The following is a 14,001-nucleotide window of genomic DNA, read 5'->3' on the forward strand; positions in this document are numbered from 1 at the left end:
TGATTTCTATAATAATCCGTCTTAAAATCTTTGGAATAATAAAAATATGGTCATAAAAGCTCAAAGTCCTGCAGGTTTTGCGGAAGAGTATATTATTGAAAGCATCTGGAACAACCGCTTTCCACCGGGGTCTATTTTACCAGCTGAACGTGAGCTTTCAGAATTAATTGGTGTAACTCGCACCACACTTCGTGAAGTGCTCCAACGCTTAGCTAGAGATGGTTGGTTAACCATTCAACATGGGAAACCAACAAAAGTAAATAATTATTGGGAGACATCAGGTCTTAATATTTTAGAGACATTAGCTAGATTAGATCATGACCGTGTACCACAACTTATTGATAATTTATTGGCAGTTCGTACCAATATAGCCGCTATTTTTATCCGCACGGCATTTCGTCAAAATCCTGAAAAATCAATCGAAGTATTAGGTGAACGCGACAAAGTAGATGACAACGCGGATGCATTTAGTGTACTCGATTATAATATTTTTCGTGGGTTAGCATTTGCATCAGGTAATCCTATTTATGGCTTAATTATTAATGGACTTAAAGGGTTATATACCCGAGTTGGACGCTATTATTTTTCTAATCCTGAAGCTAGGCGTCTTGCGCTCAATTTTTATCAACAATTGTCAAACTTATGCCGTGAACAAGCATATGACCGTATTATGGAATGCGTTAGAAATTACGGAAAAGAGAGTGGATTAATTTGGCACAGTATGCAAGGCAATATGCCTAATGACCTTGCACACATTCGTTAGATAAAATCGATATCGAGCTAAAAATGAAAAGCAGCCCGCTACTTGTAGTGGGTTGCTTTTTTTAATGTAATCTATCCTAAACGTAGCAAAGACAAGTATTTAGGGATAGGTATTTAGTAGGCACAATGATGGATAATCCTTCTTACTACTTTGAGTAAAACCTTTCTCGCGATAGATAATTGCAATTTTCTATGTAACCAATTGAATTATAAATTACTTTTATAATCTCAAAATCATTGTTTCAAAAAAACATCTTTAATATTTCTTCATATGATAAACAATCAACAATGAAAACTATTGTATTTGGTATTTAATTATAATTATTGATAGTCGAATTGTTTGAATATTCCCTATAATGTGACTATAAATTTTACAGAAATATGATGCGTAAAAATGAGCTAAAAATAGTATCGCAATATAATATTTCATCTGGAAAGAATATAATTCTGAATTTTAAATTTTCTTATAAATATGTAATGCAGTAATTTTGGATATGCAATTGATACTTAAGTGAAAATAAAATGCCAGTAAAAGTTGGTAAAGTTGGTAGTGGAATAAAGTGTTGTAATGTCATTGTCATTTAAAGGTCTATGGATTTATCCTCTTTATTGTTAAAAATGTTAATTAACTGTATTGGAAAATAACATCTAGAATATTATTCTAATTGTGAACATTTATTCAGTGGGTAGGAGGTATAAATGAAAATTTTAGTATTAGGAGCCGGTGTCATTGGTGTTACAACAGCTTGGTATCTTGCTCAAGAAGGCCATGAAGTTATTGTATTAGATAGACAAATGAGTGTGGCAGAAGAAACAAGTGCTGGAAACGCAGGGCAAATATCACCAGGATATGCCACACCTTGGGGAGCTCCAGGTATCCCACTTAAGGCGATTAAATGGATGTTCGAAAAACATGCTCCGTTAGCGATTAGGCCGGATGGAACGTCATTCCAATTACGTTGGATGTGGCAAATGCTAAAAAATTGCAATACTCAACATTACGCGATGAATAAAAGTCGTATGGTGCGCATTGCGGAATATAGCCGTGATTGCATTCGCCAGTTACGCGCAGATACGGGGATTGAGTATGAAGAACGTCAAGGTGGAACATTACAGCTATTTAGAACAGCAAAGCAGTTTGATAATGCAGCTAATGATATTGCGGTTTTAAAACATGAAGGTGTACCTTATGAGCTTTTAACAGCAAATGAACTTACCAAGGTTGAGCCTGCTTTAGAATTTGTTAAAGGTAAGCTAACAGGGGGGCTTCATTTGCCTAATGATGAAACTGGTGATTGTCAAAAATTCACCAAAAAATTAGCTAAAATGGCAGAAGATCTCGGTGTTAAATTTCAATTTGGCCAAACCATCGAGCAAATTTTAACTGAAGGTAATGTTGTTAGTGGTATCAGATGTGATGGTGAAATACTGAAAGCTGATCGTTATGTTGTCGCAATGGGTTCTTATTCCACCACATTGTTACAAAACATGGTAAAAATACCGGTTTATCCATTGAAAGGTTATTCTCTGACGATGCCTATCATTGATGCACAACGAGCCCCCACATCAACTGTATTGGATGAAACATATAAAATTGCCGTGACGCGTTTTGATGAGCGAATCAGAGTAGGGGGAATGGCTGAAGTTGTTGGTTTTAATTTAAATATAGTAAAAAAACGTTGTGAAACATTAAAAATGGTAGTGCAAGATCTCTACCATGGTGGCGGTGATATATCTCAAGCTACTTTTTGGACAGGTTTGAGGCCAATGACACCTGATGGCACTCCAATCGTAGGGCCAACAGTATATAAAAATTTATATTTAAATACAGGCCACGGTACATTAGGCTGGACAATGGCCTGTGGCTCAGGGAAGTTATTGTCCGACCTTATTTCTGGTAAAACCCCAGAAATTGCATCGAATGATTTATCGGTCTTTAGATATATTGATGGTTTCAACACGAAATTAGTCTCTAATGATGATTTATTACCTGCGAACTGAGCTATTAGGGCGAGAATAAATTGAAATATATCCAATACAATTAGGTGGTAGACAGTTTTAATCGCAACTTAAAATATGACGAGTATAGAGTAAAAAAAGAATAAGGAATCAGTATGCCACGTCCGATTAGTGCGGTCATTCATCTGCAAAATTTTCACCATAACTTGTCTATAGTTCGTGAACATGTAGGCTTATCGAAAATATGGTCAGTCATGAAAGCTGACGCTTATGGCCACGGTATCGAACAAGTTTGGCAAGCATTAGCAGAAACGGATGGTTTTGCTGTTTTAGATTTACATGAGGCCATTTTATTGCGTGAACGCGGTTGGCAAGGACCAATATTATTATTAGAAGGTTTTTTTCAACCTGAAGATCTTGATATTATTATTCAATATCAACTAACTACAGCTCTACATAGTACTTGGCAGCTTGATGCTATTGATAAAATGAAATCTAACTCGACTATTCCAGTATATGTGAAATTAAACAGTGGAATGAACCGGCTTGGTTTTAAATCATGTGAATATGCCCAAGTAATCACAAGATTAAAATCGATGCCTAATATTAATGCTATAACGTTAATGACTCATTTTGCTAATTCGGACATAGCAATGGGTACTGATGTGCCACATCAAATGTTCAAACAGTTTATTGATGGTTCTTTGCCGCTCTGTGCGGCTAATTCTGGAGCAACACTTTGGTGTCCGGAAACGCATTATGATTGGGTTCGCTCAGGAGTGATCCTCTACGGAGCATCTCCAAGTGGTAAATGGCGTGATATTGCAAATAAAAATTTAAAAGCCACGATGACATTGCAATCACAAATCATTGCAATTCATGATATTAAAGCTAATGAATCTATAGGTTATGGGAGCAAGTTCACGGCGAGCAAATCAATGAGGATCGCAACAGTTGCTTGCGGTTACGCAGATGGTTACCCACGGCATGCTCCAACAGGAACGCCTGTATGGTTAAACGGTGTCCGGTGCGCATTGTTAGGTACAGTATCGATGGATATGTTAACAATTGATATTAGTGGAATCCCAATTGTGGAAATTGGCGATATTGTTGAACTTTGGGGGCAAAATTTACCGATTGATGATGTTGCAGAAGTGGCAGGAACGATTGGTTATGAACTAATGTGTGCGTTAGCAAAAAGAGTCCCTGTTTTGTACGAAAATAATTAATAGTAGCCAAACATTACACTTCGAGTTTAATAGCGTATGATATTAGTAATTAAATATATTTAGCTAACTAAGTAATCTTGTTTTTATAATAACCAAAATATTTGCGCTTACTACCTAGCTAGTTACAAATTGAATTATTTTAGTTGAAAACGAATAATGGACAAGATTAATAATTTAGCTAAAAATGTGTTTTGCTCTGCTAGCATTTTGGCTAAAGTTAACATCAATGTATGATGCGCTTTAATAATCAACCTTCTAATATTTTAGGTTTTATATGTCTAAAACAATTAAATTAACATCACTTGCTGTTGCATTAGGTATGTTATCTTCAGCTGCGGTTGCTGGTACATGGTCTGTAGGTGGTTCCGTATTGGCACAGTCAACACCTTATAAAGGTATAAAATCTAAAGACTATGTCACTCCACTTCCTATTGTAAACTATGATAGTGAAGATTTTTATTTCCATACCTTAGCCGCAGGTTACTATTTATGGAATGATAAAGTGGATCAGTTGTCAGTTGATGCATATTATTACCCTCAATATTTCCGTCCAAAAGATAACGACGACCGTGATATGCGTCAATTAGACAGACGCCGCGATACAGTTATGGGTGGCTTTACTTATAGACATGTAGCCGATTGGGGTACAATCAGGGCTGTAGCGTCTGGTGATATGTTGGGGATCAGTAAAGGATTACGTGGAGAATTAGCATACCTTTATGGTTTCCACGGTGATAAATGGTCCTTAGTACCAGGTATCGGTATTAAATGGGATAGTGAAAACCAAAACCGTTATGAATTTGGCGTCTCGTCAAAAGAGTCCCGTAATAGTGGTTTAGCTCGTTACCGCCCAGGTGATAGCTGGACTCCTTACCTTGAATTGAGTGGTAATTATAAGTTCACGGATAATTGGAGTGCGTTTGCAATGGGCCGTGTTGATCGCCTACCAAGCGAAGTTAAAGATAGCCCAATGGTTAACAAATCTGTTTCAGCTATCCTTTGGAGTGGTGTGACTTACACCTTCTAATTGCTCAATAAATCGAATGTTATAACAATCCCAAAAGTAGAATTTTACTTTTGGGATTTTTTATCGTCATTAGTTAATCTTGTGGTTTGTTGTCGCGAGTCATCATTACTAAAGATAAGCGTGAAGGGTTCTGATTTTCACTTTTCATTGGTTTATTAATACTTGCTGTTTCAACGCAGACCATTTGTTTATAACCATTATTAGGCATATCTTGCATACTACATGAGAGTTCTGCCCATGGATTCCAGCAAACTACATCTGAATTATGATAATGGTGTATTTCAATGGTACGTGACCAGCCATCATCACGGATCAAGCTATATTCTTCAGACTCAGAATAAATTCTATCCGTATGACTGTTAATTTTTAGTGGTGAATTAGCATAGACCTCTTTATCGCTTATTTTATCTAGATAATGGCCACCTAACCCATAAATGGTAGTTTTATGGATATCACTAATATTAAGATAAGTGTGCATTGCCGCCGTAGTTTCAAAATCACCGTAACTTTCTAATTCTATTTCACAAGTTTCACCAAGCTTCATTCGAAGGATCAATGTGAATTCATGAGGCCACAATTTGCGAGTATATTCTGTATCTGTGAGGGTGAAGGTGAGAATAACGCCATCTTCATGTTCATTATGCGCAGTAAATTGCCAAGGTAAAATACGAGCAAAACCATGACTAGGGCTGCCAGCAGGACCAAACCAAGGCCAACATATGGGAATACCTCCACGGATTGCTGTACCTGTTTTAAAGGCACTTTCGCTACTTAGCCAAATACAAGGTTTTTGCCCACAAGGTTGCCAATCGATTAAGTGGGCACCTTGAATACTGACTGCACCACGAACTTTTGGGTGAGAGATGATAATTAAGGGCAGTTCACCCAATTGGCGCTGACTAATATAAGCCGAAAGCTGCTTAATGACCGGTAGAGCAAAAAGTTTATCGTGCATAGTTATTTGCCTATGATTATGGAACATAGATAACAAACAGATTAGCAAAACTGGAGAACATAATACACCGTATCTACAACGACACTCATAATTGATATATACAGATTATACTTCCAATTGCATAGCTTGTGTTGTCAATGAAGTTACAGTACCAAACCAGTCTGAATGATAATGTGATCTTGAGCATAGGAAAATTCTAGCTATTACTTGTATATGCTCTTTACGTTTCAAATTATCAATAATTAGCTCCAATTTAAAGGATCACAGAGTTTGTTGTCGTGCTCAGTATAATATTAATGGTAGCGCAGGTATTGTTTGAATTAACTGTTGTGTACACCAAATAATTCAACAAAAACAAAAGAGCCGCCATGAGGCGGCTCAAATTAACCTTTATGCGTTACAACTCTTATTTAGAGATGTGAGCGACTAGGTCGAGAACTTTATTTGAATAGCCAGTTTCGTTGTCATACCAAGAAACCAGTTTCACAAAGTTGTCATTCAGAGCGATACCTGCTTTAGCATCGAATACTGAAGTTAGTTTTTCGCCATTAAAGTCAGTTGATACAACGTCATCTTCGGTGTAACCCAGAACGCCTTTTAGTTCACCAGCTGCGGCATCTTTAATTGCATCACAGATTTGAGCATAAGTTGCTGGTTTTTCTAAACGTACTGTTAAGTCAACGACAGAAACGTTAGGAGTAGGAACACGGAAAGACATACCAGTTAATTTGCCATTTAGCTCAGGAATAACTTTACCTACAGCTTTAGCAGCACCAGTTGAAGATGGAATGATGTTTTGAGAAGCACCACGACCACCACGCCAGTCTTTATGAGAAGGACCATCAACAGTTTTCTGAGTTGCAGTTGTTGCGTGAACAGTTGTCATCAAGCCTTCAACGATACCAAATTTGTCGTTGATAACTTTAGCCAGAGGTGCCAAGCAGTTTGTAGTACAAGAAGCGTTGGAAACGATTTCTTGGCCTGCGTAGCTCTTATGGTTAACACCCATAACAAACATAGGGGTGTCATCTTTAGAAGGGCCAGTCAGAACAACTTTTTTAGCACCAGCTTGGATGTGTTTACGTGCAGTTTCATCAGTTAAGAAGATACCTGTTGCTTCTGCAACAACGTCAACACCGACTTCATTCCATTTCAGGTTTGCAGGATCTTTTTCTGCAGTAACGCGAATTTTTTTGCCATTTACAACTAGGTGACCATCTTTAACTTCAACAGTACCGTTGAAACGACCGTGAGTAGAGTCATATTTCAGCATGTAAGCCATATACTCTGCATCGAGCAGGTCGTTGATAGCAACGATTTCGACATCAGAACGCTCTTGTGCAGCACGGAAAACGATACGGCCAATACGACCAAAACCATTAATACCTACTTTGATAGTCATAGTATTTCCACCAGCTATTTATTCGTGAATTAAGTTGTAGTTAAAGTTACCAAAACCTTGCCAGCCGTCAAGCGGAATCGTGTCAATAATTGAAAAAAATCAATTTTAAAAGCACTAATTGTTTACTTGTCAGCCACTTTGGCGGCAAATCTATCCGCACGTATTATCGGGATTGTGCGGAATAAAGAAACCTTCCATCAGTGATATATGTGAAACTCGTCACAAATCAAAACGGAAAGCATCATGTTAATTAGTTTAGAATATCTTTATAAAAAATGTTGTTAATTTTTTGTTGTTTCAAACAAGTGTATTATTTATGCAATATCGCTAATTTATCTAAACATTTGGGTTTTATATGTCAGAAAAAAGTAAGCAACCAATTGATATCTCTAAGTTAAGCGAGATTCAGCAATATGTTACTCAGGAAGCCGGAACAGAACGTCCTTTTACAGGGCACTTATTACATAATCGTAAAGACGGTGTATACGAATGTTTGTGTTGCGGTACACCTCTTTTTCTATCGGAAACCAAATTTGATGCGGGGTGTGGTTGGCCAAGCTTTTATCAGCCTGTAACTGAAGATGCGATTAAATTTATTGAAGATTTCACCCACGGAATGCATAGAATTGAAGTGCGCTGCCAAAATTGTAATGCTCATTTAGGTCATGTATTTCCTGATGGGCCTCAACCGACAGGGCAACGTTACTGCATTAATTCAGCATCACTTAGCTTTCTTGATGATGAAACGGGTGCTAAGACCCGTGGATAGTGTGCTGAAGTTTGCTGACAGTTACAAATGAGATTTAGCTATAACGGTTCAGCTAAAGTTTAAACTAATAATAATTTGAATAACGATATTTTCGCTGAATTTTTTAAGGAGCACTGAAGTGAGTATAGAAATAGAACCGGAGCATTTAGAGCAATTACTGTCAGTGATGACACCTGAAATTTATCAGCGTTTAGTTACTGCTGTTGAATTAGGTAAATGGCCGGATGGTGTTGCATTAACACCAGAACAAAAAGAGCATAGCTTACAAATGGTTATGTTATGGCAATCACGGCATAACCATAGTCCAGAGCATATGACGATCGGCACAGATGGGCAAATCATTATGAAAAGTAAACAAGAATTAAAATCAATATTCCAAGGGGAGCTTCTAGCTACCTTGAAGCCACAAAATAAAGATTAAATTACGCTTTAATGAACGCGTCATATAACGAAAAGGGCGTTTGTATAACGCCCTTAATTTAGTGATGAAGTTTAATGCTCTAGCATTACAGCATGAACATGTGGAAGTTTTTTTAATGAGCAGTAAAATTCAGGTAATGTAATTTTTTGTCTCACATTTAATTTTAAATTGACTTCAACGCGTTCTTTTTTGATATCTCGAATATTTAAATTATCAATAATATTACGGTGGCTCTTTAAGTAAGCGATCATGATGGGTAATCCTTCTTCATCATTCAGTAGTAATCTCACCGATAACTTCCCTAATTTTTTATCTTGAGCTTCAAATAGCAATACTTGTGGGCTGATCCAAATAGCAAGAAAAAATAAACAGGTAACAGCCAGCGCGTGTAAATAAAAGCCATTTCCTGATGCGATACCAATTCCAGCAGATGCCCATACAATAGCCGCAGTTGTTAACCCTGAAATAGCATCATCACTGCGGTGCATGATTACACCAGCTCCAAGAAAACCTATACCACTAATGATTTGTGCAGCTAATCGCATAGGGTCACTACGGATATTATCGGAGATCCCTGCGTAATATTCTGCTGATTGAATTGAAACTACAGTGAGTAAGCAACTGGTGACTGATATAATGACACAAGTCGTAAACCCCACTGGTTTTCCTTTCGATTCACGTTCTAGTCCAAGTAGACCGCCTAATATAAAGGCGGTCATAAGTTTGACTAAAACAGGATAGAAAGCATTCATTTTGTTAAAGATATCAATAAAGTTATCCATGAGTAGCTCCAGAATGCTTTATCAACAGTTTTTAGTTAGTGGGCTCTGATTCGTTATATACGGAATTTTTTGTGGTTGAATTCTGAGTTTTTTGTTTTTTGAAAACATCATCTTTAAAGAAAACAATAAAGAAAATAGTTACGACTGCTGCAACGCCTGCAGGGTAATACCAGAAAGATTCCCACTGAGGTAGGGAAGTTGCCCCTTGCTCTGTGACGGTATTATTAAAGATGTAGCCACATACCGTAGAGGCAAAGAGTAATCCGGCACCATTGGAAACGATAAAACGTATTCCCTGGGCTTGTGCGCGTATTTCTGGTTTTGCTTTTCGGTCGACATAAATGTCGCCAGCGGTGAAAAAGAAATCCCAACAAAAGCCTTGAAGTAGCAAGCCAATTACAATAAATGCCGTACTGGTCTCAACAGCGGCAAAGGAAAAGAACATGGAGCGAATTATCCATGATATTGCTCCTAGTAATAGAGTGATCTTGAATCCAAATTTCATTAAGAAAACGGATAAAATAAACATAAACACAATTTCGCAGGCAATCCCAATTTGCATCATGGAGGCGGCGTTATCATAACCTAATGCTTTGATAAAAACGGGAATGTATGCTGAATAAGCTGTTTTAGGGATCATTAAAACAAAAATGCTTAACATTAGAATGGCAAAATAACGGTCTTTAAACAGAGATAGCGCATCGAGACATAATATGTCACGAGCGGAAAATGGTTTGTCTTTTGCTTTTGGTGGTGTATTCGGTAAGGTAAGGCAATAAAGTGCGAGAAAAATCCCTGTTACAGCAGCAATGTACCATGTCATTGTGCTACCTGACATGCCCATTTCACCTAAAAGAAAGCCGATAGCCATAAAACCAAAAGTACCAAATACGCGAATAATAGGGAAATATTTCACACCATTGATGTGTGAAAAGGTAATGCTATTTGACAATGCAGTCGTTGGGTAGAAAAGTAATCCAACGACAAAGATCATAAATAAAGTCATTGGTACATTATGTGACTCGACGAACTGAGGCACACAGAACAGCACCGCAGCGTTAATAATATGCAGGGTTGCCATAACTTTTTGAGAAGAGAAAAAGCGATCTGCGATCATACCAATAAATAATGGTGACAGTATGGTGGCAAGACCCAGTAATGCATAAGCATTACCAATGATGTTTGCCATACCATATGAGCTAAGCACTAATCCCATGGTCATATTCCAAGCACCTTGCATGAAATATTGAACAAACATCATAATAAACAATCGGGAGGTAATATTAAATTTCATTGATATTCCTCCTAATAGGAATTAACAGTTAAGCCATCGAAGGCAACTTGGATGTTATGTTCAGCACAGACAGCGATTAAATCTTCATGAAGTAAACCGGCACTATGTGAGATATGAGAAATAAATGTTTGGCTATTATCATGCATGCAACCTAAATCGGTTAACTTTTGTTTTACAGCGAATACAGTTTCAAGACTCATATGGTTATCAGTTCGGTCATTTCCATTTAAACCATAGGTAGCTTCTAACACAACGATATCCAATGGCCTATCTTCTAACCAATTCCAAGTTAATTCAGGGAACCAGCCTGAATCGTGGCCGTAAAAAATTGATTTACCGTCTTTCTCGATATGATAAACAAAGCAATATTCCCATTTAGCGTGGTTTGCCAGTAGAGGTGTGATTTGGTAACCCTGCCGTTCGACAGTAACGAAAGGCACCAAGCAATGAAATGCAAATCGCTCCTTGCTATAACCGGGAAGTACTTCTACGGCGCCATTAATGGCTCGGTCGTTACCAAAAATATGCAGTGGATGATTTATTTCATAACCATAACCTTCCATTCGGCTATATAGCTCGCCAACGTTGAAATGGTCAGGGTGAGTATGAGTAAATAGTAAACTTTCGATATTGGATGCATTCAATTCATCGCGTAGTAGTTGATGACTAAAAGTCGGAGATAGGTCGATTAACATGAGGTCATCAATGATAGCAGATGAGTGAGTACGAATTTCTTTTCCACCTAGATGCCTAGCTTTCAAACAATGCTGACAACGACAGAAAGGGTTTGGGATCCCTTCTGATGCTGCCGTTCCTAAAAAATGAATTTTCATAGATAGATCCTAATTATTATTTTATGTAGTGTGCTTATTTCCGGTATTGACACGTTCCAATAATAAAATGATTGTGTTTTTTTCATAGCGTTAAAGATCGGATTGGTGATCTTGCTCAAGCTAAATATATATAATCACCTATAAAACATGAGGTTAGTTTGTTTGTTTTGTTTTATTATTTTATTTCATTAATTATTTTTCTATTTTTAATTAAATTATATTAATTGGTACGAGTCAATATGCTGGTGTTACGATTGAGAAAGATTGAGGTTATGATAGTAAAAAATAAAATCAGGAGCTGCTTCATGGCAACAATGAAAGATATTGCGAAGATTGCAGGTGTATCTCACGGAACAGTTTCAAATGTTTTGAATGGGCGTGGGAATGTCAGCGTAGAAAAAATGGAAATAGTTTTAAAGGCGGCAGAGCAAGCTGGATATCGGTTGAATACTCAGGCGCAATTATTACGTTCCAATAGTAGCAATAAAATTGCAGTTGTGTTGCCGCAGTTATTATCGGAAAAATATGCTGTTTTTTTTAATGCATTTCGGCAAACATTTGATGAATTTTCTGATATTAGTTTTGACCTTTTTTTCACGGATGACTTGAAAGCCAATGAACTCGCTGTTTTAAAAAAAATCGCCTCGGGTGGGTATAAGCAGGTCGTTACAGTGAGTTGTTTAGATGATGCAACGATTTATTTTGATACGTTACAATTATCACCAGAAAATATTATTTTTATCTACCGTCGCCCTAATAATGCGAAAGTTTTTTATACTCTCGATTATGACCAAGCAATTAAGGCAATTTTTGGTCAGGTTAATATTGATGAAATTAAAGTTCTGGGTATATTTGCTGATGAATTATGCCATTTAAATAGTCAGGCATTTATTGAGGCTATTGACGCGCAAATTATAAAACATAAAACTCGCATAAAATTAGTTCATTACGATTCCTCTGATGAGGAGAGCTATAAAACAGCATTTGAGTTTTTTTCGCAAACAGTAAAGTTCGATTTTATTATTGCTCAGGATATTGAAAAAGCGTGTTTCTTAACGCAAGCAAGTAACTTCGGTAGTGCGGAGGCTTGTCCTGCAATCTATACATTGACCAGTAATACACCTTTAATGATCGAAGGGCTTTTTTGTTTTCCGGTAAATTATGCGCAGTTGGGTCAGGATGTTGTTAATTATCTTATTGGTAACAATGAATATAACACAACGACTAAAGTTGCTAATCTAGGTAATAAAATATATACGGGTAGCAAACCCGCAAGTCATAACAATGAAGGCAATAAATCATTAAATTTATTAACCTTACCTAGCCCATCTACGACGGCATTACAAAAATTACTCCCTAATTTTTATCGGCAAACTGGGATTCATGTGAATTTAGCCATTCGGCCATTTGATGAAATTTATAATATTCTCAATCAGATTGATGACCATCCATATTATGACCTTATCCGTATTGATGTGGCTTGTTATCCTTGGTTCGCACAAAAGTCATTATTACCATTAAATCAAATAGGACATGGGATAACAGATTTACTGGATAAGTTTACTGAGGAAAAACAAAAGCGTTTTAGTATTGTTAATGGCATTCCCTATGGGATCCCATTTGATGCAAGCGTGCAACTATTATTTTACCGTAAAGACTTATTTGAAGATGCGGTACTCAAACGAATGTACTTTGAATCAACGGGTAAAGAATTACGTCCACCAGTCACTTTTGAAGAGTATGATCGAATTACGCATTTTTTTTATAAACATAAAGAAGTCGCTAACCCAATGCGTCCGGCTGGTGCATCAACGACTATGGGAAGTGCTGGCTTAATCTCTTCTGAATTTTTGTTACGTTATTACGCTGCTGGTGGTCGGTTAGTCGGTTCGAAAACTCAACCAAGGTTACAGCCAGATCTCGCTCAAGCTGTATTAAAAACATATATTGAACAATTACCAATAACAGATTCGCTTAATAGTGAATGGTGGAGTGATTCTATTGCTCATTTTGAGCAAGGTAATTTAGCTATGATTATTGCGTATATGAATTTATTTAATGATGTCGCTCATAGCCCAATGTCACCTAAAATTGATTTTACATCGGTGCCTGGAGGGATCCCTCAAATAGGAGGGGGAGTTATTGGTGTATCACGTCATAGCCAAAAAGGTTTATTAGCAGAACAATTTTATCGGTGGCTTCACTCAAGTGTAATTACAGACCATTTGTTAATGTTGGGTGGTAATAATATTCAGAAAGATTTTATTCACAGCCAAGAAGTCCGCCATCGTTATCCTTGGTTACCGCTTGCTTACGAAGAAATCAATGTGGGAATAAGGGAATCGACTACCCAGAATGGTAATGTATTCAATTTGCGTCGTGCGGAGATCATTATTGGCCAAGGTGTCAGAAATACCATTGATAAAATCATGTCAATTGAAGAAGCTATTGAATATATTAATATTAATCTACAACAGATTGATAATTGATTAAATATTTAATGATTGAGAATATATAGACCTGTGATAAATCCTCTCATAGTACTCATAGTAAAGGAAATGAGAGGAT

At 37.0% G+C, this 14,001-nt stretch carries 12 protein-coding genes; 7 read left to right on the top strand and 5 right to left on the bottom strand.

The window, feature by feature from the left end; translation table 11 throughout:
• The first annotated feature begins 46 nt into the window (after window positions 1-46).
• The 4 genes from fadR to OOA_RS04775 all read left to right on the top strand — a co-directional run bounded on the left by fadR (window position 47) and on the right by OOA_RS04775 (window position 4,977).
• Window positions 47-763, top strand: coding sequence for a fatty acid metabolism transcriptional regulator FadR (fadR, locus tag OOA_RS04760; RefSeq protein WP_008910995.1), 717 nt, complete (start codon window positions 47-49; stop codon window positions 761-763).
• 698 nt (window positions 764-1,461) lie between these two features.
• Window positions 1,462-2,763 (top strand): D-amino acid dehydrogenase, encoded by a 1,302-nt coding sequence (locus tag OOA_RS04765; protein ID WP_008910996.1) that lies wholly within the window; start codon window positions 1,462-1,464, stop codon window positions 2,761-2,763.
• A gap of 113 nt (window positions 2,764-2,876) precedes the next feature.
• Window positions 2,877-3,950 (top strand): alanine racemase, encoded by a 1,074-nt coding sequence (gene alr / locus OOA_RS04770; protein WP_008910997.1) that lies wholly within the window; start codon window positions 2,877-2,879, stop codon window positions 3,948-3,950.
• Window positions 3,951-4,224: 274 nt separating this feature from the next.
• On the top strand, window positions 4,225-4,977 hold the full coding sequence (locus tag OOA_RS04775) for a MipA/OmpV family protein (protein WP_008910998.1): 753 nt from the start codon (window positions 4,225-4,227) through the stop codon (window positions 4,975-4,977).
• Between the two features lie 73 nt (window positions 4,978-5,050).
• Here OOA_RS04775 and OOA_RS04780 read toward each other — a convergent pair whose 3' ends face one another.
• Window positions 5,051-5,932, bottom strand: coding sequence for a D-hexose-6-phosphate mutarotase (locus tag OOA_RS04780; RefSeq protein WP_008910999.1), 882 nt, complete (start codon window positions 5,930-5,932; stop codon window positions 5,051-5,053).
• A gap of 406 nt (window positions 5,933-6,338) precedes the next feature.
• Complete coding sequence (gapA, locus tag OOA_RS04785) at window positions 6,339-7,334, bottom strand: glyceraldehyde-3-phosphate dehydrogenase (protein WP_008911000.1); 996 nt, start codon at window positions 7,332-7,334, stop codon at window positions 6,339-6,341.
• Window positions 7,335-7,689: 355 nt separating this feature from the next.
• Between gapA and msrB the strand changes: the two genes are divergently transcribed.
• Both msrB and OOA_RS04795 read left to right on the top strand, forming a co-directional pair.
• Window positions 7,690-8,103, top strand: a complete 414-nt coding sequence (gene msrB / locus OOA_RS04790) for a peptide-methionine (R)-S-oxide reductase MsrB (protein ID WP_008911001.1) — start codon at window positions 7,690-7,692, stop codon at window positions 8,101-8,103.
• A 118-nt stretch (window positions 8,104-8,221) separates the two neighbouring features.
• Window positions 8,222-8,524: a YeaC family protein gene (locus OOA_RS04795; protein ID WP_008911002.1), complete on the top strand. Its 303-nt coding sequence runs from the start codon at window positions 8,222-8,224 to the stop codon at window positions 8,522-8,524.
• 71 nt (window positions 8,525-8,595) lie between these two features.
• On the opposite strand, the gene OOA_RS04800 is transcribed toward OOA_RS04795, so the two are convergent.
• From OOA_RS04800 to OOA_RS04810, 3 genes are read right to left on the bottom strand one after another with little or no spacing between them, the layout of a single operon-like run.
• Window positions 8,596-9,306 (bottom strand): MgtC/SapB family protein, encoded by a 711-nt coding sequence (locus OOA_RS04800; RefSeq protein WP_008911003.1) that lies wholly within the window; start codon window positions 9,304-9,306, stop codon window positions 8,596-8,598.
• A 31-nt stretch (window positions 9,307-9,337) separates the two neighbouring features.
• Window positions 9,338-10,600, bottom strand: a complete 1,263-nt coding sequence (locus tag OOA_RS04805; protein ID WP_008911004.1) for an MFS transporter — start codon at window positions 10,598-10,600, stop codon at window positions 9,338-9,340.
• Between the two features lie 11 nt (window positions 10,601-10,611).
• A complete protein-coding gene (locus tag OOA_RS04810; protein ID WP_008911005.1) occupies window positions 10,612-11,433 on the bottom strand; it encodes an MBL fold metallo-hydrolase in 822 nt (273 codons plus the stop codon).
• Between the two features lie 305 nt (window positions 11,434-11,738).
• Between OOA_RS04810 and OOA_RS04815 the strand changes: the two genes are divergently transcribed.
• A complete protein-coding gene (locus tag OOA_RS04815) occupies window positions 11,739-13,922 on the top strand; it encodes an extracellular solute-binding protein (RefSeq protein ID WP_008911006.1) in 2,184 nt (727 codons plus the stop codon).
• The last annotated feature ends 79 nt before the right edge of the window (window positions 13,923-14,001 follow it).

The organism is Providencia burhodogranariea DSM 19968 (assembly GCF_000314855.2).
GTDB lineage: Bacteria > Pseudomonadota > Gammaproteobacteria > Enterobacterales > Enterobacteriaceae > Providencia > Providencia burhodogranariea.